The organism is Methylobacterium sp. WL1, assembly GCF_008000895.1.
GTDB lineage: Bacteria > Pseudomonadota > Alphaproteobacteria > Rhizobiales > Beijerinckiaceae > Methylobacterium.
This window is the reverse complement of record NZ_CP042823.1, coordinates 307,049-333,053: the sequence shown is the minus strand read 5'-3', so window position 1 is coordinate 333,053 and position 26,005 is coordinate 307,049. Positions and strand designations below refer to the sequence as shown.

Below are 26,005 nucleotides of genomic sequence, written 5' to 3'. Positions count from 1 at the left end.
CTTGTGGATAACGTCGCCCGATACCACATTCCTCCTCAGGAACGTTGTGCTTGACGCCTGTGGATATCGCGCGGTAGGTTGGAACAAATGGCGAACAGAAGAGCCCTGTCCTGGTCGGCCGCGCTACGCGACCTGAAGGACGATCGCACGCGGAGACAGGATGTGCGTGAAGAGCGCCTCAAGACGACCGCAGGCCTGCGCGGCACGCCGGCCCTTCCGCTCTCGGCATGGCGCGGGCATTCCGGCCGTCGCTACGTGGTCGGGATCCATTCGGCCGGTGCCTTCGACCTCGACGAGATGGCGGAGGCGGTCGTGATCGCGGTGCGTCGCGACGATACTGGCATCGCCGAGATGGTCTCGGTGGCGACCTCCAACGAGAGCCCGCGCGACCACCTCCGGAGGACCTGGCTCGACCGGGTTCGGAGAAGCGGCGCCACCGAGCTGCACGTGCATCGCCTCGCCGAGGGTGAAGCCGAGCGGGCGGCGATCGTCAGCGACCTGCGGTTCGACACGATCGAGCCGGCCCAAGTCTGAAGCGGGATCTGCCCCGGAAGCGGCATTCCCCGCGGCGGATCGGTGGTCGACTGGTCGATCGATGCCGGCGCTGCCCCAGTTTTGCCCCGTGCATGGCTTCAAGGCGGAGCCTGCAAGCCCTCTGAGCGGGGCGGAGACGGGAAACAGGACGCATGACGCAGGATCGGACGCGGCCGGACGGTGCGGCGCAGGCTTCCCTGACACGAACCGCACGACGGTTCCGGCTCGGATTGTTCCTGCCCTACGTCCTGCTCGCCCTGATCGTCGTCGCGTGGTCGGTTGGCTGGTTCTGGCTGCGGGGACGCGCGGCGACCGAAATCGACGGCTGGATGACCCGCGAGGCGGCGGCAGGGCGCACCTGGACCTGCGCCGACCGATCCCTCACCGGTTACCCGTTCCGGATCGAGCTGCGCTGCAACGCGGTCACGCTGGAGCGGTCGGACGGCCGGTTCCGCCTCGGTCCGTCGACCGCGGTCGCGCAGGTCTACCAGCCGCGCCTGGTCCTGTTCGAGAGCGCCGGGCCGTTCCATGTCGAGCAGGGTGCGCTGACCGGCGATGCCGCCTGGAGCAAGCTTCAGGGCAGCGTCCATGGAGCATCGGACGGCTTCACCCGTGCCTCGCTGGTGGTGGATAGCCCGAACGTCACGGTCACCGGTGCCGATCCGGGCCCGATCGCGGTGTCAGGTCAGCACCTCGAACTGCATGCGCGGCCGACCCCCGGCCGCTTCGACTCCGAAGGCGCGGTCGACGTGAGCCTGCGGCTCGCCCAGGCCGCCGTACCGCAGCTCGACGCGCTCACCGGCAACCCGGCCCCCGCCGACCTGTCGCTCGATGCGACGCTGACCCAAGCGACGGTGCTGCGCACCGGGCCGGTGCCGTGGGAACTCGAGCGCTGGCGCCAGGCCGGCGGCACCCTCGACCTGACGGCGCTCTCGTTGGCCAAGGGCGCCCAGCGCGTCCAGGCGAAGGGCACGCTCGCCCTCGACGACGCGCACCGCCCCGTCGGACAGCTCGACCTGCGGGCGGCCGGCGTCGATGCCCTGGTGGGCAGTGTGGTGGGCCAGCGCTTCGGTTCGGAGAAGGGCGCGCTGGTCGGCCAGCTCGTGGGCGGCCTCCTGGGCCTGGGCCGGCGGCCTGAGCCGAGCGAGGCGCAGGGCGAGTCCGCGCCGCTCAAGGCTCTGCCGTCGTTGAAGCTCGTCAACGGGCGGGTTGTGTTCAGTGGGTTCCCGATCCCGAACGTCTCCCTGCCGACCCTGTACTAGATCGGCTATACAACGCCCATGTCCGCTCCGATTTCACCGGCCCGCGTCAAGATCTGCGGGCTCAGCACGCCAGCTACCCTCGACGTTGCGCTGAAGGCTGGCGCGGATTGGATCGGACTCGTCCACTTTCTTCGCAGTCCCCGCCACGTAGACTTCGCGCAGGCTTCGCGTTTATCGGTGCAAGCCCGCGGCCGGGCCCACCGCGTGATCCTTCTCGTCGATCCGGACGACGCCCTCGTGCGGGCTGTGGTCGAGGCCGTCGATCCGGATCTGATCCAGCTGCACGGACGCGAGAGTCCGGAGCGGGTGGCGGCGATCCGGGCGCTCGCCGGCCGGCCGGTGATGAAGGCGATCGGCGTCGCGACTCGGGCCGACCTGGCGCCGATCGCGGCCTATGCCGACGTGGCCGACCGGATCCTGCTCGATGCCAAGCCGGCGCCGGACGCCGCGCTCCCCGGGGGCAACGGACACCGATTCGACTGGACGATCCTGGAGGGTGCCGATCTGCCCGACGGGACCATGCTGTCTGGGGGACTGGACGCCGGCAATGTCCGGGATGCACTGGCCCGAACCGGCCTCGGTGCCGTTGACGTGTCGTCGGGCGTCGAATCGGCGCCCGGGCAGAAGGATCCGGACAAGATCGCGGCCTTCCTGGCCGCGGCGCGGTCCGCCTCCTGAACGCTTCCGCTCAGCGTGGCGCCGGCAGGGCGGTACGGCCCGTATTGGGGACCGTGTAGGCGCCGTTTTGCGTCTCGCTATCTGGGGCGTAGGCGCGCAGCCGGTTCGCCTCACGCTCGTATCGGGTCGCCTCGCGGCGGTGGTGGCGCACGTTCGCGCGGGTCTTGCCCTGGCCGAGCCACGTGAAGACCCCGCCGACTACGATGCCCAACGCGACGGCGCCGAACAGGATCGCGTAGAGCGGCAGGTTCACGCTGAAGACGGGCGCCTCCGCGTTGAACGGATCGAACGAGAGCGGCACCGGCGCCCTGTTGGCGACCGCCAGCAGGATCACCAAGGCCGCGATCGGCAGCAGCACGAGGCTCTTCAGGAAACGGATCATCGTGCTCACAGACCTCTTCCTACTCGGCGGCCGACGCACTCTCGCCGATGCCGGCGGCGTTGAGACGCTGGCGCATCTCCTTCCCGGTCTTGAACACGGGAATCGCCTTCTCGGACACGGCAACGGCTGCGCCTGTGCGCGGGTTGCGTCCCCGCCGCGCTTCTCGACGCTTGACCGAGAAGGCGCCGAAGCCGCGCAGCTCCACCCGGTCGCCCCGGGCCAGCGCATCCGAGATGGTGTCGAGGATCGCGTTGACCAGGATCTCGACGTCGCGCTGGTAGAGATGCGGGTTCTGCTCGGCGATCTTGAGGACGAGCTCCGACTTGATCATGGCGTCTGGTCTTCTCGGGGGATCGGGGCGGGCGACTGGACGGCCTTGTCCGGCGGCGCTCAGGGCTCCGGGCGCCACAGGACCAAGAGGCCGCCGCCGGCGGTCTCGGCCTGGGCGCCGGCGACGCGGAGCCGTCCGGCGAGACCGTCGAGGCCGAGCAGGTCCGCGCCGACGCCGGCGGCCGACCAGAGGGAGAAGTCACTCTCCTTGCCGGGCTTCCAATCCTTGATCGGCAGATCCTTCGGGACGCCCTTGTCGTTCTCGAGCCAGACGACGGCCTGCCGCTCGCCGCCCAGTTCGTCCACCAGCTTCAGGGGCACGCTTTGGCGGCCGCTGAAGACTCGCCCGTCCGAGACCACGGCGAGCTGGCCGGCATCCATGCCCCGGCGCTCGGCCACCAAGTTCTTGAACCAGGCGTAGGTGTCGCCGACCACCGCGGCCAGGGCGGCGCGCGCCTCCGGGGTGGTCGGTGTGAAGCCCGACGGCTCTGCCTTGAGCGGCGAAGACTTCACCGACTCGACCTTGACCCCAACCTTGTCGAGCAGGCCCGAGAGGTCCGGATACTGGAACAGCACGCCGATGGAGCCCACCAGGCTGGTCTCGCGCGCGACGATATGATCGGCCGCGATGGCGGTGATGTAGGCGCCCGAGGCTGCCGTGCCGTCCACGAAGGCGACCATCGGCTTCTTGGCGGCGAGCGCGCGCAGGTTGCGGAAGATCTCCTCCGAACCCGTGGTGGTGCCACCCGGTGAGTTGATCGAGACGATCACGCCCTTCACGGCGTCGGACTCGCCGACCCGCTTCATCAGCTTGGCCGTCGACTCGCTGCCGGCGATGAAGCCCGAAACCGAGATGCGGGCGATCTGCGGCCGCACCGCGAAGGCGCCGTCGGCCCCGGCCCGGGCCCGGTAGCCCAGCGCACCCACCGCTACGATCAGGCCGCCGATCCCGAGTACCCGCCACAGGGACAATCTGCGGCGCAGGCGCCGGCGGTCGATCAGCAGTTCGGCGTCGGCTGCCATACGGTCACTTCCCCTAGCCTGCCCCGAGATGGCGTGCGGGGGCGAGGTCCCGCACCGGGCAAGTCCTTGGTTTCCTTCGCCTCGCGCGGCTGGAGCCGCCCGAGGCCGGTGTTCTAGAGCATTTTCCGCGGACCTGGATATGGGCCACGCGAAAAAATGCGGTGGCACCCCGCAGACCCTCAAGCCGGGCCGTCGTCAGGTGGCCAGCAGCGTCGGGATCCCGGCGAGTTCCTCGGCCACCTGAGCTTCCAGGCGCCGCAGATCGTTGGCCCGCTGCCGGTTCTGCCAGAACGCGGTCTCGTTCCCAAACAGCTTGCCGAGGCGCAGCGCCATGGCGGCCTTCGCTGGCTGCCCCTCGGCCATCAAATCGTGGAGCGCCCGGCGCGACACGCCGAGCCGTCGGGCGATTGAGCAAAATGTGCGGGCATGAAGCCTCTCGCGAACTGTCGGCGACTTCGCCTCACGGCGTCCCCTACCAAGGATTGATGACGGTCGGGCCGGCCGCTTCGAACGGACCGACGTAGCGGGCGGCGACCGTCATTTCGTGCGCGGCGGCCGTGGCGGCGATGTAGCCGTCCGCCCGGCCGATGCCTCTGCCGGCCGCCCTCGCCCGCGCCATCAGGGCCGCGTACGCCTGGGAGGCGGCCAGATCGAAGGACAGGATCCGCCCCGAGAAGACGGGCAGGACCTCGCGTTCCAGACGCTCCCGATAAATCCGGCGCCGATTGCCGTCCGGCATCGTCGCCAGGCCGAAGCGCACTTCAGCGACGGTGATCGTGGACGGGTAGAGAGGCTCGACCATCTGCGCATCGGTCCAGGCGATCACCGTGGGGCCCGGCTGGGACTTCCAGGGTTCCGCGATAGCATTGGTATCGAGGACGATCATTCGAAGCGCATCGGCTCGACCGGTGTCCGTTGGCACAAAGCCTCGATGTGCTCCGCTTCGGCTTCGGTCATCCCGCCGGCGTCGCGCGCGATGAACGCCAGCAGCGATCCGAGCTTCAGGCGGCCCTCGGGCTTAGCGGCCTGTTCGGGGGTGCTGCGGATTTCAGCCTCGGTGCTGCGACCGCGCAATGCGGCCCGCGCACGCAGGGCGCGATGCTCCGCGTCGGGAACGTTATGGATCGTGATGGCCGGCATCGACCCAACCTCCGAAGCCGGACGGTAATGATTGCATTCCATCATGATGCAATCACGTCGCGCGACCCAGCGGCCTGGGAGCCATGCCGATCAGCTGGATGATGACTTCGCCGCCGGAGACGGCATGAAAAAGCCTGCGTGGGACTGGTGTCCCGCGCAGGCTTTTTTATTGATCCGAAGCCGCCGCCCGGCTGAACCGGGCGGCGAAACCATCGGGTCTCACTCGTCGTCGGTGCGGGCCTTCTTGAAGGCCGCGCCGAGGATGTCGCCCAGCGAGGCACCGGAATCGGCGGAGCCGAACTGGGCCATCGCCTCCTTCTCCTCAGCCACTTCCAGAGCCTTGATCGAGACCTGGACGCGGTGGGCCTTGCGGTCGAACTGCACGACGCGGGCATCGAACTTCTCGCCGGCGGCGAAACGCTCGGGCCGCTGGTCGCCGCGGTCGCGGGCGAGTTCGGCGCGGCGGACGAAGGTGGTCATGTCGGTGTCGACGATCTTCACTTCGACGCCCGAATCCTTCACCTCGACGACTTCGCAGGTGACGATCTGACCCTTCTTGATCTCGCCGGCCTCGGCGAAGGGGTCACCGCCGAGCTGCTTCACGCCCAGCGAGATCCGCTCCTTCTCGACGTCGACGTCGAGAACCTGGGCGCGGACCATGTCGCCCTTCTTGAACTCCTCGATGACCTGCTCGCCGGGACGGTTCCAGTCGAGATCCGACAGGTGGACCATGCCGTCGACATCGCCTTCGAGGCCGATGAACAGGCCGAACTCGGTCTTGTTCTTGACCTCGCCCTCGACCTCGGAGCCGACCGGGTGCTTCTCGGAGAAGGCCTCCCAGGGGTTCTGCAGGGTCTGCTTGAGGCCCAGCGAGATGCGGCGCTTGACCGGATCGACTTCCAGGATCTGGACCTCGACCTCCTGAGAGGTGGAGACGATCTTGCCCGGATGGACGTTCTTCTTGGTCCAGCTCATCTCGGAGACGTGGATCAGACCCTCGATCCCCGGCTCCAGCTCCACGAAGGCGCCGTAATCGGTGATGTTGGTCACGCGGCCCTTGAGCTTGGCGCCCTCCGGGTAGCGGGCGGCGATGCCCTCCCACGGATCGGCGAGCAGCTGCTTGATACCGAGCGAGATCCGGTGCGTCTCGTGGTTGATCTTGATGATCTTGACCTTGACCGTCTGGCCGATGGTCACGACCTCGGACGGATGGTTCACGCGGCGCCACGCCATGTCGGTGACGTGGAGCAGGCCGTCGATGCCGCCGAGATCGACGAAGGCGCCGTACTCGGTGATGTTCTTGACGACGCCGTCGATGACCTGACCTTCCTCGAGGTTGGCCACCAGCTCCGAGCGCTGCTCGGCGCGGCTCTCTTCGAGCACGGTGCGGCGCGACACGACGATGTTGCCGCGGCGGCGATCCATCTTGAGGATCTGGAACGGCTGCGGGGTGCCGAGCAGCGGGGTGACGTCGCGAACCGGACGGATGTCGACCTGCGAGCGCGGCAGGAACGCCACGGCGCCGTCGAGGTCGACGGTGTAGCCGCCCTTGACCTGGTTGAAGATCGTGCCGGTGACGCGGTCGTTGTTCTCGAACGACTTCTCGAGCTTGACCCAGCTCTCCTCGCGGCGCGCCTTGTCGCGCGAGATCACGGCTTCGCCGAGCGCGTTCTCGATCCGGTCGACGTAGACCTCGACCTCGTCGCCGACCTTCAGCTCGCCTTCCCGGCCGGGGCCGGTGAATTCCTTGAGTGCGACACGGCCTTCCGTCTTGGCGCCGATGTCGATGACGGCCACGTCCTTCTCGATCGCGACGACGCGACCCTTGACGACGGACCCTTCGGTGATCTCGTGCTCGAGGAAGCTCTCCTCGAGGAGGGCGGCGAAATCATCGCGGCTCGGGCCACGCCCCAGAGCGGTACCTGCGGTCATTCTCTCTCCTGAACGGCCCCCATCGGAGGCCCTTTGCGTCGGCGGCTCGCGTTGCACGCACCCCCGGTTCGCCGCGGCCGCTCCCGAAACCTTGAGGGAGAGGCGGCCGGTCCCGCGGGATCCGGCTTGCCGACGCGTCGATACGGATGACGAGGGCGATCCAGCCGGCGACGCGGCGGGCGCACAGAAAATGAGCGCGCGCGAGCGGAATCCGGGAGGACGCGCGCTCCATACAGCATCGGCTTAACGACTTCAACCGAGCGGGATTTCCTGCTCGCGACCGCTCCGGTCAGGCCGCCTGCGCCAAGACCGCCTGGGTCTCCTCATCCGCGTCGGTATGGGCGTCGAACCGAACCGGACAGGCCGTCCCGAAACGGGGTCAGCGCTCAATCGGTAGCGTCGCGGCCCCGGGCCATCACGATCCGGGCGATCCGCGGCTGGTCGGCCGGGCGTCGTACATGTACCGGCAGCCGCCCTTGGGGCCTTCCAGATAGACGTCGCGCGGTAGACCTCGAACAACGCAGCGAAATCCATCGGCGCCGGGTCCTTCGGCACGTCGATCTGTCAGTGGTTTCGTTCGCTCGACTGTTGTCGTCCATCGACGGTGCTTGAATATGCAGCACGCGATGCCGTCCGTCCGGGTGGTCTGCTCCGGATGCACATCCGCGGCGCAGACCTGCCGTGCCCGGCACCATGTTGCATCGCACAGGGCAGAACCGTAACGCTGCCCGCGATGCAGATCTGCGGATCGGCCCCGGCGCTGCGGCGCGCGACCGTACCGCCGCCGGACGAACGATGCCTATGACGCTCGACAAGCTCTCCCTGCCCAAGGACAAGATCCGGATCCTGCTGCTCGAAGGCATCAACGACAGCGCCGTCGCGCTGATGCAGGCGGCCGGCTACACCAACCTCACCCGGCTGCCGAAGGCGCTGGACCGCGAGGCGCTGCACCAGGCCCTCCAGGGCGTGCACATGGTGGGCATCCGCTCGCGCACGCAGCTCGACGCGGCGGCCTTCGAGGTCGCGGACCGGCTGCTGGCGGTGGGCTGCTTCTCGGTCGGCACCAATCAGGTCGAACTGGAGGCCGCGCGCCATCGCGGCATCCCGGTGTTCAACGCGCCGTTCTCCAACACCCGCTCGGTGGCGGAGCTGACGATCGGCGAGATCGTGATGCTCCTGCGCCGGATCGTGCCGCGCTCCGTCGGCGCCCATGCCGGCCGCTGGGACAAGTCGGCGGTGGGCTCGCTGGAGGTTCGCGGCAAGACGCTGGGCATCGTCGGCTACGGCAATATCGGCACGCAGCTCTCGACGCTCGCCGAGGCGATGGGCATGCGGGTACTGTTCTACGACCACACCGACAAGCTGCGCCACGGCAACACCGAGCCGACCAAGACGCTGCACGATCTGCTCGCCCAGTGCGACGTGATCTCGCTCCACGTGCCCGAGACGGAGGCGACCGCCAACATGATCGGCGCGGCCGAGATCCGGGCGATGAAACCCGGCGCCTTCCTGATCAACAACGCCCGCGGTACTGTGGTCGACCTCGACGCCCTCGCGGCGGCCCTGCGCGACGGCCATCTCAAAGGCGCGGCCATCGACGTGTTCCCGGTGGAGCCCGGCTCCAACGCGGACACCTTCGAGAGCCCGCTGCAGGGCATCGAGAACGTGATCCTCACGCCCCATATCGGCGGATCGACCGAGGAGGCCCAGGAGCGCATCGGCGCCGAGGTCGCCCGTAAGCTGGTGGATTACTCCGATATCGGCTCGACGGTGGGGGCGGTGAACTTCCCGCAGGTCCAGCTTCCGGCCCGGCCGACCGGCACCCGGTTCATCCACGTGCAGCGCAACCTTCCGGGTATGCTCGGCCGCCTGAACGACGTGTTCTCCCGCAGCCACGTGAACATCGCCGCGCAGTTCTACCAGACCGACGGCGAGGTCGGCTACGTGGTGCTGGAGACCGACGCCACCAATGCCGACGCCGAGACGCTGCTCACCGAGATCCGCGCCATCCCGGGCACGATCCGGGCGCGCCTGCTCTACGAGCGCCGCTGAACCCAAGCCGATTTCATCCCAAGCCGATTTCGCGCCAAGCCGATTTTGCGCCGGCCGCATCGAACGCGGCCGCTGTTGCCGCGTTCGCCTTGCGCGGCGATGCCGGGCGTTGTTCAAGTCACGCCCGGCCGCGTTGCTGATGGATCGGCCGATCGGCGGAGGATGTGCGGTGACGAAGCGTATTGGATGCGGATTGGCCGGCGTCGCGCTCGGTCTGGTCGGACTGGTGGTGACCGTCTCCGATGCGTCCGCCGATTGCCTGCGCCGGATCTACAACCGCTCGACCTACGTGCTGGTCGCCCGCCAGGACGGCTCTCCGCCCGCGACCCTGCTGCCGGGCCGGTCCCTGCCGGTGCGGCTGTCGCGGCCGGGCCAGATTGCGATCTCGGCGTATTGCGGGCTTCCGGAGGCCGGGGGCAGCCCGGTCACCCAGGCGACCTTCGATTACGAGGCCGTGCTCGATCGCTGCTTCGTCCGGTTCGGCAGCGACGAGTTCTTCGCGACGCAGCTCGGTCGGGGCTTCTTCGGGACGCAAGGGACCGCCCCCTTCACGGTCAACAACCCGCAGCAGGGCGACATCGTCCTCGGTCCCTCGGCCCTGCCCGCCTGCACGGTGCCGCGCGTGGTGCTCGACCGGCGCGGCTGAACCCGCGGCCGGCTCCCGCCCGCCGGGTCGATGCGTCAGAGGTAGTGCCGGAAGACGACCCGCCGGTCCTCGGCGGCGCCGGGCGGCGGAGCCGGCGTCAGGAACGGGCTGGCGAGCCGCAGCGCGATCAGGCTGAGCCCTGCAAGCACCGGGGCGACGTATCGGAACGGGCGAGCGAGCATGTGCGCCTCCGCCGCGACGTTGACGACTCAGGCGGAGACCTGAGTGCAGCCCTGACGCGTGCCGAAAGCATTGCACTCAACCGCCCGATCCGGCGTGCCGAAGCGCACATGCGGCGTCACGGGCGCGCACACGATCACCTGCGTGCCCTGGCTGCGTCCCGTGCGCGACGCTCATCCCTACGGTGACGGTCATCCGTTTGCGTCGGCGGCATCGCTGGCGCGTATCGCGGTGCCCTCCTATGGTAGCCCGATGCGGGGACTTCGCCGCGCGCACCGCGACGATGCTCCCCTGTGCCGAACCAACAGCGTGAACGAGGACGCGCGTATGCTGACCCAGACTGGCAACACGATCCTGCGTGGGGATCTCGGCGTCGAGGAGACCATCGAATCCGACAACATCGTCCGGTGGGATGGCGACCGGCTCTACGTCGAGCAGGACGTATTCCACAACGGCCAGCTCGTTCACCGCAAGTACCGCCGCACCGTGTCGGAGCCGGTGGCTCAAGCGCTCTGGGCGATCATCAACCGCGCCAAGCAGTGAGCGTCGGCCGGTAAGGCCAGCGCCGCGGGCGCAAGCATTCCAGGGCGGGCGCGCCACACGACTGCGCCCGCTCTCCTTTGCTTCCGGCCACGCACGCAGCGTCGCCGTGCGGGACTTGGTGTCCTGGTGGACGTCGCGACGATCAGGCGTCTTGGAAGCGACTTGCCGTCTGGATCGGCGCTCGCGCAGTCCAGCTTACGCAGCGACCACGTTCAGGGGCGCAGCCGCGGAGAGCACGTCCGTCTGACGGGCGTCGAGGCGGCTGTGGGCGTTGTCGAACGCACTCCGCACCGTCGCGCTGGCATCCTCGACCGCGACCAGCACGGCCAGCTTCTGGGCGCTGGCACGATCCGCGAGGCTGCGGGCCGCCGAGAGCAGCGAATGTTCCAGGCTCTGGAATTCAGCCGTCGCCTCTTTTCCAGCCTCGCGGGTCGCCGCTGCCAGACGCTCGAGCGCCGCCTCTAGGGCATGACGCAGGACAAGCGTTCGCACGCGCTCCTGAAGGAGCGCCCTCTCGTCGAGTTTCATTGGGCCAAGTCCGCGACTGGGAACAGAAAGAAGATCTCACACTTTCCCGAACCGCGCAGCCACCTTTTTGCAACAGCGAAATACAGTTCCTCTTCTCGAGAATCGATCAGTGCGGGACACGATCGCTTCACGGTCGAATTTGATATTGTCGATTGATCGATATCTTATCAGTCAACGACGAAAAAATAGGCTGATGAGAAGGATTCGTCCCTAAGATCTTTGGGCGCTCGGCGCATTCGCCCCGCAGAAAGTCAATGGCGAACGGGGGCCGATGGCTTTGGTGCCCCACCGGTTCGGGCCCCGTCCTGTCGGATGCGAGCCCGCGGAGATGACCCGTTGGCTACAGGAACAGGCCACCTGTGTCCGGACCGGATTTTCGGATTTGCGTAGGTCGCGCGACGATCTTCGAAGGCCGCGTATTGCGCGATCGACGTTCAGTAAGGAGTTCCGCGCAGACGCCGCGCGTGGAGGGCCTCGGCATACCACTCCAACTCGTCGAGGAACCGTCCGGCCGCCTTCTCGATCCAGTCATCCGCCGGCGTGCCGTCCTCCCCGATCACCTTCTGCAGTCGCGGGATCGGCAGCAGCGACGGAATGCTGGGCATTCCCAACTCGGCGAGCATGGCGCGGAGCGGCATCGCCGCCCGGACTCCACCGAACTGTCCGGCCGAGTAGCAGCAGATCGCCGACGGCCGCCAGTAATACTCTTCGAGGAAGTGGTCGAGAGTGTTCGAGAGAGCCGGCGGAACGCCGTGATTGTACTCGGCCGAGACCATCAGGAAGGCGTCCGCTTGCCGATAGAGGGTGGCGAGACGCTCCAACGGCTCCGGGGCGGTGCCGGCTGGATATTCCTTGTACATCCGGTCGAGCAGCGGGAGCTTGAGTTCGGCGGGATCGACCAGCGGGGCGCTGTGGCCGCGCGCTTCGAGCCGGGCGATCAGGAACCTTGCCGCACGGATGCCGATGCTGTCGGTGCGGACGCTGCCGAGGATGACGGGAACGGTGAGAGGCATGGCGATCTCCGGGCCGGCCGACGATGCCTGAAACCTAGTTCACCATCCCGGATGCCGCATCCCCGCTGCTGCGATGCGGTATCGATCGTCCCGGGGAGGCGTCTTGGCGAACTGCCGCTCCGCTTCGAGGCGATGCTTGCGTCGTCTCCGGTCCGCGATCCAGACCGCGGACGTCACGGAGCGCGCGGCCCGTCCGATCAGGTCTTCGACGTGGTCGAGAGGGCGGAGGCCGCGAGGCCGACCGGCCCGGCTGCGGTGTAGGCGGCAATCGCCTTCGTCACCTGCTGCAGCAAAGCCTGCAGGCCATCCTGGATTCCGCCGGACGCATCGGTCTCGCCTGTCGCCGCACCGGAATTCGCCGCGACCGCGGCGCTGCTGGACGCCGCGGAGCCGGAGCCATCGGGGCCGGCGGCGCGGGCATGATGCCCGTGATGGCGATGGGCTGGCGCGGCATCGCCCTGGCTCTGGCCTCCATCCGAACCGTCGCTCGATGCCTCGGTGATGCTCTGCGCGGACGCGGGTGCCGCGAAGCCGCCCTGCGCGCTGATCTGGCTGAAGTCCGACTGCACCTTCAGCAGCGACGCCATCAGGTCGTTCGACAGCCCCGGGCTGGACGCCGTGCTGCCGGAAGCGGTCGTGGCCGCCGTGCCGGCTGACGGGCTCGCGCCGTCGCTCGGCACCGCGAACGCGCTCGCGTCGGTCTGCTGGGCCGACGCACCGCGCGTCTGACGCAGGGCGCTAATGAGGTCCCGCTGGAGGCTGCTGCTCGTGACCGAACCGACCGACATAATACGTCCTCGTGAAATCCTTTCTCGGGACGATGCACGCCGCGGTCCAGATATTTGCCTGTGATTTCAACGATTGAGACGGGCGGTGGGCCGGCAGGATCCGCCACCCGGCAGCTTTTGCCGGCTCGGGGGCAGCGGCTTGGCTCGGGCGGACCGCCCAGCGCGCGTCCCCTCTCCCTGCAAACACGCGGCTTCACAGAACGCGGGCCGGATGATTCTTCACCAAGAGAGAAGTGGTTCCGAAGGGGGCACGCCCCCTCCCCCTTTGCGGGGAAGGATGCCCTTGGGGCCACCGGGACGAAATCCCGCAAGTGGGGAGCGACGGCGCAGACCCCCCCGCAGAGGGTGGGGGGAGACGCGCCCGCGGTTACCCTTGGCCCCCTCCGGCAGCGATGGGTGAACCCGACGGCCCGCACGGGAGAGCGGGCCATCCGCGGCCTGCGGGCCCGATGAAGGCACGGCCCCACCCCGCCGATCCTCATGCGATCCTAATAAGATCGCCCGCCTCTCCATCTCGAACCCTAACGCGGTTCCCGCCCACATTCCGGGTCGGCCGGGATCGGTCGCGGCATGGCCGCCGACCGCCCGCAGAACCGAAACGGACCCGTCATGCTCGACCTCATCTTCATCGCCGCGGGACTGGCCTTCTTCGCCCTCAGCGAAGGCTACGCCGTCCTCTGCGACCGCCTCTGACGAGGCGTCCAATGACCTTTGCCATGACCCTCGACCTGACCCTCGGCGCGCTCGTGACCCTCGGTCTGCTCGGTTACCTCACCTACGCCCTCGTCCGCCCCGAGCGGTTCTGAGCGGCACGGACGGACCCCTCCCATGACCCTCAACGGCTGGATGCAGATCGCGCTGTACTGCGCGGTCGTCTTGGCGCTCGTGAAGCCCCTCGGCCTCTACATGACGCGCGTCTTCAACGGGGAGCGTACGCTCCTGTCGCCGATCGTTGCGCCGGTGGAGCGCGCCCTCTACCGCGTCGCCGGCATCGACGCCCGGCAGGAGCAGCACTGGCTCGCCTATGCGGGCGGGGTGATCCTGTTCCACCTGCTCGGCTTCGCGGTGCTGTACGCGATCCTGCGGCTGCAGGCGTTCCTGCCGCTCAATCCGGCCGAGCAGGCCGCCGTGGCGCCGGACCTCGCCTTCAACACGGCCACGAGCTTCGTCACCAACACCAACTGGCAGGCCTACGGGGGCGAGACCACGCTCTCGTATCTTGCCCAGATGCTCGGGCTCACGCACCAGAACTTCCTGTCCGCCGCCACCGGCATCGCGGTCGCGGTGGCGCTGATCCGCGGCTTCGCCCGGGCCTCCACCGGCACCATCGGATCGTTCTGGGTCGACGTCACCCGGGCGACCCTCTACGTCCTCGTGCCGCTCTGCATCCCGTACGCGCTGTTCCTGGTCTGGCAGGGCGTCCCGCAGACGCTCGGCGCCTCGGTCGACGCCACCACGCTGGAAGGGGCAAGGCAGACCATCGCGATCGGCCCGGTGGCGAGCCAGGTCGCGATCAAGATGCTCGGCACCAACGGCGGCGGCTTCTTCAACGCCAACGCCGCGCATCCGTTCGAGAATCCGACCGCGCTGTCGAACTTCGTCCAGATGGTGTCGATCTTCGCGATCGGGGCCGCCCTGACCAACGTGTTCGGCCGCATGGTCGGGGACGAGCGCCAGGGCTGGGCGATCCTCGCCGCGATGGGGATCCTGTTCCTCGCGGGCGTCCTCGTTACCTACTGGGCGGAGGCTCAGGGCAGCCCGGTGCTCAACGGCCTCGGCTTCGCGGGCGGGAACCTGGAGGGCAAGGAGATCCGCTTCGGCATCGCTGCCTCGGCGCTGTTCGCGGTGGTGACCACGGCGGCGTCCTGCGGCGCGGTCAACGCCATGCACGACAGCTTCACGGCGCTCGGCGGCATGATCCCGCTGATCAACATGCAGCTCGGCGAAGTCGTCATCGGCGGCGTCGGGGCCGGCCTCTACGGCATGCTGGTCTTCGTCATCGTGGCGATCTTCGTGGCCGGCCTGATGGTCGGGCGCACCCCCGAATATCTCGGCAAGAAGATCGAGGCACGGGAGGTGAAGATGGCCATGCTCGGCATCCTGTGTCTGCCGCTGATGATGCTCGGCGGCACCGCCCTGGCGACCGTGCTGCCGGCGGGCCTCGCCGGGCCGGCCAATGCCGGGCCGCACGGTTTCACCGAGATCCTCTACGCCTACACCTCGGCTTCGGCCAACAACGGCTCGGCCTTCGGCGGGCTCACGGCCAACACGCTGTTCTACAACAGCACCCTGGGCCTCGCGATGCTGGTCGGCCGGTTCTTCGTGAAGATCCCGGTGCTCGCCATCGCAGGCTCTCTCGCCGCCAAGAAGACGCTCCCGGCCTCGGCGGGCACGTTCCCGACCCATGGCGGGCTGTTCATCGGGCTGCTGGTCGGCGTGATCCTGATCGTCGGCGGACTGACCTTCTTCCCCTCCCTGGCGCTGGGACCGGTGGTCGAGCACCTCGCCGGTTCGGCCGGCCAGACCTTCGCCAGCGGAGGCTGAAATGCCGCGCACGCTCCCGACCCGGCGGATGCCGCGCCATCACCGCCTGCTTCACCGGACATCCCCGCTCCGGCACCGGGCCGGTGCGCCGCCGCCGCGGACCTCCGACCTCGTCCTGGCGCTGCTCGGCACCCTCCTGCTCGCCGCCTTCGCCCTGATGGCTGCCTGCGCGCTGACCGCCGGCACCCCCGCCCCCTGACGCATCCCGAGGCCCGCGCGACGGGCCTGCCCGCCCCGCTTCGGACACCCGACCCATGTCCCGCCAGACCGCATCCCTGTTCAGCCCCGCCCTCGTCGGGCCGGCGCTCATCGGCTCCGTCAAGAAACTCGATCCCCGCGCCATGATCCGCAACCCGGTCATGTTCGTGGTCGAGGTCGTGGCCGCGCTCACCTCCGTGCTGTTCGTCCGCGATGTCGCCACTGGCGGCGGCGACCTGCTGTTCTCCGGCCAGATCATCCTGTGGCTGTGGTTCACCCTGGTCTTCGCCAACTTCGCCGAGGCCCTGGCCGAGGGGCGCGGCAAGGCCCAGGCCGACAGCCTGCGGCGCACCCGCACCGAGACGATGGCCAAGCGCCTCACCGGTCCGGGCGGTCGCTACGAGACCGTCCCGGGCACCAGCCTCCGGGTCGGCGACGTGGTGCTGGTCGAGGCCGGCGACCTGATCCCCTCCGACGGCGAAGTCATCCAGGGCGTCGCCTCGGTCAACGAGGCGGCGATCACCGGCGAGTCCGCCCCGGTCATCCGCGAATCCGGCGGCGACCGCTCGGCGGTGACCGGCGGCACGCAGGTGCTCTCCGACGAGATCCGGGTCCGGATCACCGCGGCGGCGGGCTCGACCTTCGTCGATCGGATGATCGCCCTGGTCGAGGGCGCTTCGCGGCAGAAGACCCCGAACGAGATCGCCCTGAACATCCTGCTTGCCGGGCTCACCCTCGTGTTCGTCTTCGCGGTGGCCTCGATCCCTAGCTTCGCGTCCTATGCCGGCGGTGCGATCCCGCTGATCGTGCTCGTGGCACTGTTCGTCACCCTGATCCCGACCACGATCGGCGCCCTGCTCTCGGCCATCGGCATCGCCGGCATGGACCGGCTGGTGCGCTTCAACGTGCTCGCCCTGTCGGGCCGCGCCGTCGAGGCGGCGGGCGACGTCGACACCCTGCTGCTGGACAAGACCGGCACGATCACCCTGGGCAACCGCCAGGCGACCGCGTTCCGGCCCGTGGCCGGCGTCACCGAGCAGGACCTGGCAGACGCGGCCCAGCTCGCCTCGCTGGCCGACGAGACCCCGGAGGGCCGCTCGGTCGTGGTGCTGGCCAAGGACGCCTACGGCATCCGTGCCCGCGACATGGCCGGCCTCAACGCCAGCTTCGTGCCGTTCACCGCGCAGTCCCGCATGAGCGGTGTCGATCTCGACGGAATCTCCATCCGCAAGGGCGCGGTCGAGGCGGTGATCGCAGCGGTCTCGGCGCAGCCGATGGCGAGCCGTGGCTCGAACGCCGCTCTGGCCTATCGGCCGGAGGCGGAACCCGAAGCCGTCGCCGAGATCCGCGCCATCGCCGAGACGATCGCCAAGGCCGGCGGGACGCCGCTCGCGGTCGCCCGCGACGGCCGGCTCCTGGGTGTTGTCTACCTGAAGGACATCGTGAAGGGCGGCATCCGCGAGCGCTTCGCCGAGCTGCGCCGGATGGGCATCCGCACGGTGATGATCACCGGCGACAACCCGATGACCGCCGCCGCCATCGCCGCGGAGGCGGGCGTGGACGACTTCCTGGCCCAGGCCACCCCGGAGGACAAGCTGGCGCTGATCCGCCAGGAGCAGGCGCAGGGCAAGCTCGTCGCCATGTGCGGCGACGGCACCAACGATGCCCCTGCCCTCGCCCAGGCCGATGTCGGCGTCGCCATGAACACCGGCACGGTGGCGGCCCGCGAGGCCGGCAACATGGTCGATCTCGACAGCGACCCGACCAAGCTCATCGAGATCGTCGGCATCGGCAAGCAGTTGCTGATGACCCGCGGTGCCCTGACCACCTTCTCCATCGCCAACGACGTGGCGAAATACTTCGCGATCATCCCGGCGATGTTCCTCGGGCTCTACCCGCAGCTCCAGGCGCTCAACGTCATGGGCCTCGCCTCGCCGCAGAGCGCGATCCTGTCGGCGATCATCTTCAACGCGCTGATCATCGTGGCGCTGATCCCCCTGGCGCTACGGGGTGTGACCTACCGGGCCGTCGGCGCCGCCGCGCTGCTTCGCCGGAACCTGCTGATCTACGGGCTCGGCGGCGTCCTGGTGCCGTTCGCCGCCATCAAGGCCATCGACCTCGCCGTCACCGCCCTGCACCTCGCCTGAACCGGTCCATCGGAGACCCGCCATGCTCAGCCAGCTTCGCCCCGCCCTCGTGCTCCTCACCATCCTGACGGCGATCACCGGCCTCGCCTACCCGCTCGCCGTGACCGGCCTCGCCGGCCTCATCTTCCCGGCCCGTGCCGCCGGCAGCCTGATCGCACGCGACGGCCAGGTGATCGGCTCGGCCCTGATCGGCCAGAGTTTTACCGGCGCCGCCTACTTCCACGGCCGCTCCTCGGCCACCAGCGCGCCGGACCCGGCCGACCCGTCCAAGACCGTGCCGGCGCCCTACAACGCGTCCAACTCTTCCGGATCCAACCTCGGCCCGACCAGCGCGGCGCTGGCCGGGCGGGTCAAGAGCGACCGGGATGCGCTGACTTCGGAGAATCCGGGCCACCCTGTCCCAGTCGATCTCGCCACGGCAAGCGGTTCGGGCCTCGACCCGGATATCTCGCCCGACGCCGCCCTGTTCCAGGTGCCGCGGGTCGCCAAGGCCCGCAACCAGCCCGAGGACCGCCTGCGCCAGCTCGTCGCCGCGCTGATCGAGGGCCGCACGCTCGGTCTGCTCGGCGAGCCACGGGTGAACGTGCTGGCGCTGAACCTCGCGCTGGATGAGTTGGGTCGGCGCTGAACGGCCATCCAGGACGCTCGGCATCGTCCCCGATCCATCCCCGCGGGACGATGCATCTGCTTCGACGGCCGTCGGCCTGACGGATCGGATGGCCGAGACAGCTCGAGAGGCGACACCTCGTGAGCCGGTTTCTCGAAGCGACCTCACTCCAACCCTCGGGCTGAACGGTATTTACAGGCGACCCACATTGGTATCGTGGTCGATGGACGGGCGCCCCAGGCTTTCCCGCCCGGATGCGCGTACGGGTGCCTGGCGCGTATCCGCCGCGATCGTCAGCACTCTCGGGGTGTCATGAGCGACCTTGTGCAGAGAAAGGCGGACGTGATCGCCTTCTACGAGCTGATGTTCAACGATTGCCGGCCGCGGGAGGCGATCGAGCGTTACGCTGGGGCCGAGTACGTTCAGCACAATCCGCATGTGGCCACCGGCAAAGACGGGTTCATCACCTATTTCGAACGCATGGCGCGGGAATGGCCTGGCAAGCGCGTCGCGATCAAGCGCGCCGTCGCCGAGGGCGAGTTCGTGGTTCTCCACTGCCTCCAGCATTGGCCGGGCGGGGATGACTACGCCACCATGGATATGTTCCGGCTCGATGCTGGTGGGAAGATCGTCGAGCACTGGGACGTGCTGCAAATCCTGCCGGAAACCGCCGCCAATCCCAATGGCATGTTCTGACGAGGCGACACGACTTTTTACCCCACCTCCACCTGCCCTACGACCTGCAACGTGGAAGGGGTTGTCGGGTGCGCGACCGGAGCGGCGGCAATCCGGCCCGTTGCGGACCCCATACGCGTCGCGCTGACCGCGGTCACGCCTGAAGGAACCATGCTCGAGACCGGCCGAGACCCGTCCCGTCCCACCCCCGAGGCGCTGCTGGAGACGGCGCGCCGGGAGACTCCGACTCGCGGACGGCTGAAGGTTTTCCTGGGGGCTGCCCCCGGGGTCGGCAAGACCTACGAGATGCTCACCATCGGCCGCGCTCGGCGCGAAGCCGGCATCGACGTGGTGGTGGGCGTCGTGGAGACCCACGGCCGGGCCGAGACCGAGGCGCTGCTCGACGGGTTTACGATCGTGCCGCGCCGCACCGTGCCCTACCACGGCACCACCCTCGACGAGATGGACCTCGACGCCCTGCTGGCCCTCAGGCCGGCCCTCGCGCTGGTGGACGAGCTTGCCCACACCAACGCCCCCGGCTCGCGCCACCCGAAGCGCTACCAGGATGTCGAGGAACTGCTCGACGCCGGCATCGACGTCTACACGACGCTCAACATCCAGCACGTCGAGAGCCTGAACGACGTGGTGGCGCAGATCACCCGCATCCGCGTGCGCGAGACCGTGCCGGACGGCATTCTGGACCGGGCGGACGACATCGAGGTGGTCGACCTCAACCCGGACGACCTGATCCAGCGGCTCAAGGACGGCAAGGTCTACGTGCCGACCAACGCCGAGCGCGCCCTGAAGCACTACTTCTCCCGGGGCAACCTCACGGCCCTGCGCGAGCTCGCCCTGCGCCGCACCGCCGACCGGGTCGACGACGAACTCGTCAGCCACATGCAGGCCAACGCCATCGCGGGGCCCTGGAGCGCCGGCGAGCGGGTGCTGGTCTGCATCAGCGCCGATCCGCGCTCGGCCGGCCTGGTGCGCTACGCCAAGCGCGTCGCCGACCGGCTGCACGCGCCCTGGACAGCCCTGTTCATCGAGGCACCGCGCGGCGGCTCCGGCAGCGAGGCGGCGCGCGACCGGATCGCCGAGACCCTGCGGCTAGCCGACCGGCTCGGTGGCGATGCCGTGACGCTGCCGGGCGGCCGGCGCGTCGCCGACGACATCCTGGCCTATGCCCGCTCGGCCAACGTCAACCACATCGTGGTCGGCAAGGCGGCGCGCTCCTGGATCTTCGAGCTGGTCAACGGCTCGGTGGTCCACGACCTCGTGCGCCGCAGCGGCAACATCAGCGTCCACGTGGTGCCGGGCGAAGCCGTGCCGGCCGAGGCTCCGGCGCGCCGGCCGGTCGCCACCGCCGCCCCGGCCGCGACCTTCGAGCCCGGCCCCTACGGGATGGCTGTCCTCGCTTCCGCGGTGGCGCTTGGGGCGGCACTCGTGCTCCAGCCCTATACCGGCATCGAGAATGCCGACCTGATGCTGCTCACCGCCGTGGTCGCGGTCGCCGTGCGCTGGGGGCTCGGGCCGTCGCTCGCCGCGGTGGTCACGGCCTCGCTGGCCTACAACTTCTTCTTCCTGCCGCCGGTCTACACCTTCACCATCGCCGACCCGACCAACGTCGCGGCGTTCCTGCTGTTCACGCTGGTGGCCGTGCTGGTCTCGAACCTCGCCGCCCGGGCCCGCCGCATCGCCCTGGTCAGCCAGGGCCGGGCCACCTCAACGGAGCGGTTGTTCGGCTTCTCGCGCAAGCTCGCGGGCTGCGGCACCCTGGACGACGTGCTGTGGGCGACCTGCGCGCAGGTCGCCGCCATGCTCCGGGTGCGGGTGGTCCTGCTGTTGCCGGATGGCAAGCCCGTCACCGTCCGGGCCGGCTACCCACCCGAGGACCGGCTCGATGCCGCCGACCTCGCGGCGGCCCAGTGGGCCTTCGACAACGACCGCCCGGCCGGGCGCGGTGCCGACACCCTGCCGGGCGCCAAGCGGCTGTTCCTGCCGATGCGGACCGGGCGCGGCACGATCGGGGTGATCGGCCTCGACGCGGACGGCAACGGCCCGATCCTGACCCAGGAGGGGCGCCGGCTGCTCGATGCGCTGGCCGATATGGGCGCCCTCGCCATCGAGCGGGTGCGGCTGGTGGAGGATCTCGATCGGGCCGAGCGCGCCGCCGAGACCGACCGCCTGCGCCAGGCGCTCCTGACCTCGATCAGCCATGATCTGCGGACCCCGCTGGCCTCCGTCCTCGGGGCCGCCAGCACGCTGCGCGACCTCGACGCCGACCTCGGCTCCGAGGCCAAGGCGGAGCTGCTGGCGACGATCATCGCGGAATCCGAGCGGCTGAACCGTTTCATCGCCAACCTGCTCGATATGACCCGATTGGAGGCGGGCGCGGTGGCCCCGAACCTCGCCCCCCAGGACGTCGCCGAGACCGTCGACACCGCCCTGCGCCGGGTCGAGCCGGTGCTGGCCGACCATCGGGTCACGGTCGACCTCGCGCCCGATCTGCCGGTGCTCCGCTTCGATCCGGTCCTGTTCAAGCAGGTGCTGGTCAACCTGCTCGACAACGCCGCCAAATATGCACCGGCCGGCTCGACCGTGACGGTCCGGGCCCGCCGAGAGGCCGACCGGGTGCGGCTGGACATCATCGACGAGGGCGACGGCCTGCCCGAGACGGAGGTCGAGCGGGTGTTCGACAAGTTCTACCGGGTGCGCAAGAGCGACCGGGTCCGGGCCGGCACCGGGCTCGGGCTGGCCATCGCGCGCGGCTTCGTCGAGGCGATGGGCGGCACCGTCACGGCCGCCAACCGGCGCGACCGCCTGGGGGCGGTCTTCACCGTGACGCTGCCGGTCCCGGCCCGGACCACGCCGAAGGACATCGCCGCATGAGCCCGACCATCCTGGTCATCGACGACGAGCCGCCGATCCGGAAGTTGCTGCGCACGGGGCTGTCCACGCAGGGCTATGCGATCCTGGAGGCGCCGAACGCCGCGACCGCCCTCGACGTGCTGGGGCGCGAGCGAGTGGATCTCGTCATCCTCGATCTCGGGCTCCCCGACATGCGCGGCCACGACCTGCTGCGGGCGATCCGGGCCCGCCATCCCGAGCTGCCCGTGGTGGTGCTGTCGAGCCGCACCGACGAGGGCGGCAAGGTCGACGCCCTCGACCTCGGCGCGGACGACTACGTGACCAAGCCGTTCGGCATGGCGGAGTTGCTGGCTCGGCTGCGCGCCGCCCTGCGCCACCAACTCGCCGTCCAGGGCGAGCGGCCGATCTTCCGGGTCGACCGGCTCTCGATCGACCTCGTGCGGCGGATCGTGAAGGTCGACGATGCCGAGGTGAAGCTCACCCCGCGCGAGTACGATTTCCTGCGCGTGCTGGTGTTGCATGCCGGCAAGGTGCTGACCCACGCGCAGCTGATGCAGGCGGTCTCGGTCTCCTCCGATCCGCAATACCTGCGCGTCTACATGCGCCAGCTCCGGCAAAAGCTGGAGGCCGACCCCGAACGCCCGCGCATCCTGCTGACCGAGACCGGTGTCGGCTACCGCCTGCGCGCGCCGGAGGACGAGCCGACCGTCTCTGAGAGCGGGCGGTCGCGCAACGGCGGCGCCTGAGAACGGGGCTTCGACCGGCTCAGAGCCGAAGCGCGATCCGTTCCGCCAAGACCTGCACGGCATCGGGGCGGCGATCGGTCTCCGCCGCCGCGTAGTCGTACGCCGACTCTCGGCTGCGGAACAGGCCACCGGCCCGCCCGTGGATCTCGATGGCGACCCAGCGCCCCTCCGGGTCCTGGCCGACGATGAACCGGGCGGTGTCCCCCGCGGGGGCGACGATGGGGATGGTGGGCGACATCGGCTGACTGGGGTTCCCGCGATCCTCCAGGGATCGCACCCGGACGGTGGACCCGAACGCATGAGGGATCGAGCGGGACGCCCGGCCGATCTCATAAGGGTCGCGTTAAGATTCCGGGATGGGCCCGCCTGCGCCGCCCGTTGAGGGCGTGATCGGGGCCTCAGGTGACTCCGCCCGGAGCGGCGCCGGTCACAGTATGCGGCTTCCGGGTGGTCGTCTCGCGCGGTCCTGACAGCAAAGACGCGGCATCGCCTGCCGCAGTAAAGCCGTCGAAAGCTATTCGCGCAACCTCTTCAAGAGGTTAACTGGGTGATGGCTCCCCGAGCAGGACTCGAACCTGCGACAAGGCGATTAACAGTCGCCTGCTCTACCAACTGAGCTATCGGGGATCACGAGCGGGTCTCTACACACCAAGATCGCGGGACGCAAGACCCTGAATGACGCGATCGGCACCGATCGTCTGGGCGCCCCCTGAGCGCCCCTGGAGAAAGGTGGTTTGCCGGCGCTCGACCGGGCGCGGCGTGGCATTTTTACAACGGACATTTCGGGGGCGACGCAGCGGGAGGTGCCGGCAGAAGGTGCGGCGGCGGCAGCATGCCGAGGCCCATGGGAATTCGCGGGGTCATCCCATCGTCATGGCGGCCGCCTAGACGATGGGGCCGTCGCCATGCGCGCCTCGATGCCGATCCCGCGCCGTCCCGAACCGCAAGGCGCCTGTGCCGTGCCGTCCGGTGATGCCGCGTTCGCCCCGACTTCCGGCTTCCGTCGCGTGCGGGCCTGCCTGTCACGTACTGAGAGTTCTCACGATGTTTCGGGATCCCGACGGCCTTCCAACAGGCGACGCCCTCGGCCCGAAGCGTGACAGCCGCATGCCCGACTACATCGGCGTCGCTGTGATCGGTTTTCTGATCGTCGCTGCTGCCGCGCGCGTGATCCTGGCGCACACCGTTTGAGGTGTCTTCCGCACAATCCGACGACCAGGCCGTCCCGCCGGGAACAGGTTCTGGTGCTGGGCATCGATGGCAAGACCGAAGATTTTTCCCTGAGTTCAATGATTGTAGCCTCTCGTATGTACTGAGCGGTTTGAATATATCGAGGCAAGAGTACATTTAAATTCGTGGGGTTTGCCGGCTATATTTAGTGTCGGCGCAAGCTTTGCTATCGTAAGGCTCTCCCCCACGATTCTCGCGGACAGCGGTTCTCTCCTCATGCGCATTTCTCTCGGCTTCAAGCTGGCGGCGGTCGTAGGCCTGCTGGGCTTCGTGGCGGTCGGCATCTCGGCCTTCGCCGTGCGGCAATCCCTGTGGGAGCAGGAGCGCGCCGCAGCCACGGACAGGATCTGGAATGCCGGGCTTCAGGCGGGCGCCCTTGGGCAGGCGATCGAGCACGCGGTCGTCCAGGCCACCGCCCTCTACACCGCCGAGGACACCAAGGAAGCGCGCACGCGGCTGTCGGCGCTGCACGACGCCCTGGCGGCGGTGGAACAGGTCCGGGGCCCGTTCCTGGTGGCGATGGAGGATCAGCTGCCGTCGGACCGGCGCCGCCGGTTCGACCTGTTCGTGAAGGAGTTCATCGCCTACCAGAACGACACCGCTGAGCTCGGCCTGACCATCTCGCCCAAGGCCGCCCTCATCCAGGCCACCGACGAGGCGACGGTGAGAAACCGGGAGCACATGATCGCGGAGATCGGCCTGCTTGGCCGCGAGGTGCTCACCCGGCTCAACGAGCGGCGCGCCGCTGACGCCGCGGATCGCAGCACCGCCCGCCTGGCGCTGATCGTCGTGCCCGCCGTGGCCCTCGCCTTCGGGCTGCTTGCCGCGATCTGGATCATAATCAGCCAGGTCCAGAAGCCGCTCGGCCGGTTGAAATCCAGCATGACCGCGCTGGCGGCCAACGACCTCGGCCGTACGATCCCGTTCACCCACCGCCAGGACGAGATCGGCGAGATGGCCAGCGCCATCGCGGGCTTCCAGACGGCCCTGATCGAGAAGCGGAAGCTCGATACCGAGGCGCAGGCCCGCCGTGATCGCGACCGGGTCCGGGCCGAGCAACTGGCGGAGGCGACCCGCGCCTTCGAGGGGGAGACCCACCGCGCCGTGGCGGATCTCGCCGGATCGGCCGATTCGATGCAGGATGCTGCCGCGACGCTCACCGGAACGGCCGGCGACATGGCGTCCCGGGCCGCCGTGGTGGCGGGTGCCTCGAGCCAGACCGCCGACATCGTCGACAGCATCGCCGGCGCGGCCGAAGAGTTCGCAGCCTCCGCCCGGGAGATCGAGGGGCGGGTCCGCCACACCAGCGAGATCGCGGCCTCCGCGCTGACCGACACCAAGCAGCTGGAGATCACGGTCTCGAGCCTGTCGCAGGCGGCTGCCGAGATCGATGCCGTCGTCACCCTGATCCGCACGGTGGCGGAGCAGACCAACCTGCTCGCCTTGAACGCCACCATCGAGGCGGCCCGCGCCGGCGCAGCCGGGCGCGGCTTTGCCGTGGTCGCCGCCGAGGTGAAAGCGCTCGCCGGCCAGACCGCGCTCGCGACCGACCGGATCACCGGCCAGGTCGGGTCGATCCAGGGGGCAGCCGCCAACACGGTCGGTGCCATCGCGTCGATCGGCGAGACGATCGCCCGGATGAGCGTGATCGCCTCAGAGGTTGCCCAGGCGGCAGACCAGCAGGGCGCGGCCAGCCAGGAGATCGCCCGGGCCATCGCGGATGCGGCGGCGGACTCGCACAAGGTCTCCGAGAGCGTTGGAGGCGTGCGCGCCGCGGCCGCCTCCAACGAGGTGCAGGCCGAGCAGGTGCGCGGCAGCGCCTCCCGGGTGAGCACCGGGACCCGGACCCTGCAACAGGCGATCGAGACCTTCCTGGGGCAGGTCCACGCCGCGTAGCGTTCGACCAGGCGCACGAAACGGCCTTTCGCGCGCCTGGCGGAACAGCCAGAGTGCGCGCGG

General features: G+C 69.2%; 29 protein-coding genes and 1 tRNA gene. 17 read left to right on the top strand and 13 right to left on the bottom strand.

The annotated features are described in order from the left end of the window. Window positions 1-87: 87 nt before the first annotated feature. The 3 genes from FVA80_RS01815 to FVA80_RS01805 all read left to right on the top strand — a co-directional run bounded on the left by FVA80_RS01815 (window position 88) and on the right by FVA80_RS01805 (window position 2,474). A complete protein-coding gene (locus FVA80_RS01815; RefSeq protein WP_147906077.1) occupies window positions 88-534 on the top strand; it encodes a hypothetical protein in 447 nt (148 codons plus the stop codon). A 152-nt stretch (window positions 535-686) separates the two neighbouring features. Next, window positions 687-1,796, top strand: a complete 1,110-nt coding sequence (locus tag FVA80_RS01810; RefSeq protein WP_147906078.1) for a DUF2125 domain-containing protein — start codon at window positions 687-689, stop codon at window positions 1,794-1,796. 18 nt (window positions 1,797-1,814) lie between these two features. After that, entirely contained in the window at window positions 1,815-2,474 is a 660-nt protein-coding gene (locus FVA80_RS01805) for a phosphoribosylanthranilate isomerase (protein WP_187193568.1), read from the top strand. 10 nt (window positions 2,475-2,484) lie between these two features. On the opposite strand, the gene FVA80_RS01800 is transcribed toward FVA80_RS01805, so the two are convergent. From FVA80_RS01800 to rpsA, 7 genes are all read right to left on the bottom strand, one after another. Further along, on the bottom strand, window positions 2,485-2,856 hold the full coding sequence (locus FVA80_RS01800; RefSeq protein WP_147906155.1) for a LapA family protein: 372 nt from the start codon (window positions 2,854-2,856) through the stop codon (window positions 2,485-2,487). Window positions 2,857-2,875: 19 nt separating this feature from the next. Then, on the bottom strand, window positions 2,876-3,187 hold the full coding sequence (locus tag FVA80_RS01795; RefSeq protein WP_091785957.1) for an integration host factor subunit beta: 312 nt from the start codon (window positions 3,185-3,187) through the stop codon (window positions 2,876-2,878). A 59-nt stretch (window positions 3,188-3,246) separates the two neighbouring features. Beyond that, window positions 3,247-4,209 (bottom strand): signal peptide peptidase SppA, encoded by a 963-nt coding sequence (sppA, locus tag FVA80_RS01790; RefSeq protein WP_147906079.1) that lies wholly within the window; start codon window positions 4,207-4,209, stop codon window positions 3,247-3,249. 195 nt (window positions 4,210-4,404) lie between these two features. Further along, window positions 4,405-4,572 (bottom strand): hypothetical protein, encoded by a 168-nt coding sequence (locus tag FVA80_RS30275; RefSeq protein ID WP_187193567.1) that lies wholly within the window; start codon window positions 4,570-4,572, stop codon window positions 4,405-4,407. Window positions 4,573-4,681: 109 nt separating this feature from the next. Next, window positions 4,682-5,095 (bottom strand): PIN domain-containing protein, encoded by a 414-nt coding sequence (locus FVA80_RS01785; RefSeq protein ID WP_147906080.1) that lies wholly within the window; start codon window positions 5,093-5,095, stop codon window positions 4,682-4,684. After that, on the bottom strand, window positions 5,092-5,349 hold the full coding sequence (locus FVA80_RS01780; protein ID WP_147906081.1) for a plasmid stability protein stbC: 258 nt from the start codon (window positions 5,347-5,349) through the stop codon (window positions 5,092-5,094). Before FVA80_RS01780 ends, FVA80_RS01785 begins: the two co-directional genes overlap by 4 nt. A gap of 219 nt (window positions 5,350-5,568) precedes the next feature. Further along, a complete protein-coding gene (rpsA, locus tag FVA80_RS01775) occupies window positions 5,569-7,281 on the bottom strand; it encodes a 30S ribosomal protein S1 (RefSeq protein WP_147853718.1) in 1,713 nt (570 codons plus the stop codon). Window positions 7,282-8,082: 801 nt separating this feature from the next. Here rpsA and serA point away from each other — a divergent pair. Together serA and FVA80_RS01765 are read left to right on the top strand one after the other, a co-directional pair. After that, window positions 8,083-9,333, top strand: a complete 1,251-nt coding sequence (gene serA, locus FVA80_RS01770; protein ID WP_147906156.1) for a phosphoglycerate dehydrogenase — start codon at window positions 8,083-8,085, stop codon at window positions 9,331-9,333. Between the two features lie 169 nt (window positions 9,334-9,502). After that, a complete protein-coding gene (locus FVA80_RS01765) occupies window positions 9,503-9,979 on the top strand; it encodes a hypothetical protein (protein ID WP_147906082.1) in 477 nt (158 codons plus the stop codon). Window positions 9,980-10,014: 35 nt separating this feature from the next. Here the strand turns inward: FVA80_RS01765 and FVA80_RS30270 are convergent, their stop codons facing one another. Next, window positions 10,015-10,161, bottom strand: coding sequence for a hypothetical protein (locus FVA80_RS30270; protein ID WP_187193566.1), 147 nt, complete (start codon window positions 10,159-10,161; stop codon window positions 10,015-10,017). A gap of 325 nt (window positions 10,162-10,486) precedes the next feature. Between FVA80_RS30270 and FVA80_RS01760 the strand changes: the two genes are divergently transcribed. Next, window positions 10,487-10,702, top strand: coding sequence for a hypothetical protein (locus tag FVA80_RS01760; RefSeq protein WP_147906083.1), 216 nt, complete (start codon window positions 10,487-10,489; stop codon window positions 10,700-10,702). A gap of 195 nt (window positions 10,703-10,897) precedes the next feature. On the opposite strand, the gene FVA80_RS01755 is transcribed toward FVA80_RS01760, so the two are convergent. The 3 genes from FVA80_RS01755 to FVA80_RS01745 form a co-directional block, all read right to left on the bottom strand. After that, the gene (locus FVA80_RS01755; RefSeq protein ID WP_147906084.1) at window positions 10,898-11,230 is read right to left on the bottom strand and encodes a hypothetical protein; all 333 of its coding nucleotides are present in this window, start codon (window positions 11,228-11,230) and stop codon (window positions 10,898-10,900) included. A gap of 434 nt (window positions 11,231-11,664) precedes the next feature. Then, a complete protein-coding gene (locus FVA80_RS01750; RefSeq protein WP_147906085.1) occupies window positions 11,665-12,243 on the bottom strand; it encodes an NAD(P)H-dependent oxidoreductase in 579 nt (192 codons plus the stop codon). 197 nt (window positions 12,244-12,440) lie between these two features. Next, entirely contained in the window at window positions 12,441-13,031 is a 591-nt protein-coding gene (locus tag FVA80_RS01745; RefSeq protein ID WP_147906086.1) for a cell wall anchor protein, read from the bottom strand. 570 nt (window positions 13,032-13,601) lie between these two features. Here FVA80_RS01745 and FVA80_RS31810 point away from each other — a divergent pair. From FVA80_RS31810 to FVA80_RS01705, 9 genes are all read left to right on the top strand, one after another. Beyond that, entirely contained in the window at window positions 13,602-13,724 is a 123-nt protein-coding gene (locus tag FVA80_RS31810) for a hypothetical protein (protein WP_281408700.1), read from the top strand. Window positions 13,725-13,735: 11 nt separating this feature from the next. Then, entirely contained in the window at window positions 13,736-13,837 is a 102-nt protein-coding gene (locus tag FVA80_RS01740; RefSeq protein WP_210247817.1) for a K(+)-transporting ATPase subunit F, read from the top strand. A gap of 22 nt (window positions 13,838-13,859) precedes the next feature. Continuing rightward, on the top strand, window positions 13,860-15,575 hold the full coding sequence (gene kdpA / locus FVA80_RS01735; protein WP_147906087.1) for a potassium-transporting ATPase subunit KdpA: 1,716 nt from the start codon (window positions 13,860-13,862) through the stop codon (window positions 15,573-15,575). 1 nt (window position 15,576) lies between these two features. Beyond that, window positions 15,577-15,774 carry a hypothetical protein gene (locus FVA80_RS01730; protein WP_147906088.1) on the top strand — a complete coding sequence of 66 codons (198 nt, stop codon included), beginning with the start codon at window positions 15,577-15,579 and terminating at the stop codon, window positions 15,772-15,774. 55 nt (window positions 15,775-15,829) lie between these two features. Then, window positions 15,830-17,920, top strand: a complete 2,091-nt coding sequence (gene kdpB, locus FVA80_RS01725; RefSeq protein ID WP_147906089.1) for a potassium-transporting ATPase subunit KdpB — start codon at window positions 15,830-15,832, stop codon at window positions 17,918-17,920. A 22-nt stretch (window positions 17,921-17,942) separates the two neighbouring features. Next, window positions 17,943-18,548 (top strand): K(+)-transporting ATPase subunit C, encoded by a 606-nt coding sequence (locus FVA80_RS01720; RefSeq protein WP_147906090.1) that lies wholly within the window; start codon window positions 17,943-17,945, stop codon window positions 18,546-18,548. Window positions 18,549-18,839: 291 nt separating this feature from the next. Further along, the gene (locus tag FVA80_RS01715; RefSeq protein ID WP_147906091.1) at window positions 18,840-19,223 is read left to right on the top strand and encodes a nuclear transport factor 2 family protein; all 384 of its coding nucleotides are present in this window, start codon (window positions 18,840-18,842) and stop codon (window positions 19,221-19,223) included. Window positions 19,224-19,373: 150 nt separating this feature from the next. Next, window positions 19,374-22,091: a sensor histidine kinase KdpD gene (locus tag FVA80_RS01710; protein WP_147906092.1), complete on the top strand. Its 2,718-nt coding sequence runs from the start codon at window positions 19,374-19,376 to the stop codon at window positions 22,089-22,091. Beyond that, window positions 22,088-22,816: a response regulator transcription factor gene (locus tag FVA80_RS01705; RefSeq protein WP_147906093.1), complete on the top strand. Its 729-nt coding sequence runs from the start codon at window positions 22,088-22,090 to the stop codon at window positions 22,814-22,816. The genes FVA80_RS01710 and FVA80_RS01705 overlap by 4 nt, the downstream gene beginning before the upstream one ends. A gap of 19 nt (window positions 22,817-22,835) precedes the next feature. On the opposite strand, the gene FVA80_RS01700 is transcribed toward FVA80_RS01705, so the two are convergent. Both FVA80_RS01700 and FVA80_RS01695 read right to left on the bottom strand, forming a co-directional pair. After that, the gene (locus FVA80_RS01700) at window positions 22,836-23,054 is read right to left on the bottom strand and encodes a hypothetical protein (protein WP_147906094.1); all 219 of its coding nucleotides are present in this window, start codon (window positions 23,052-23,054) and stop codon (window positions 22,836-22,838) included. Window positions 23,055-23,367: 313 nt separating this feature from the next. Next, window positions 23,368-23,443, bottom strand: a tRNA-Asn gene (locus FVA80_RS01695). Window positions 23,444-23,860: 417 nt separating this feature from the next. On the opposite strand from FVA80_RS01695, the gene FVA80_RS30265 reads away from it, so the two are divergent. Next, entirely contained in the window at window positions 23,861-24,007 is a 147-nt protein-coding gene (locus FVA80_RS30265; RefSeq protein WP_187193565.1) for a hypothetical protein, read from the top strand. A 255-nt stretch (window positions 24,008-24,262) separates the two neighbouring features. Further along, a complete protein-coding gene (locus FVA80_RS01690; protein ID WP_147906095.1) occupies window positions 24,263-25,942 on the top strand; it encodes a methyl-accepting chemotaxis protein in 1,680 nt (559 codons plus the stop codon). Window positions 25,943-26,005: the final 63 nt, after the last annotated feature.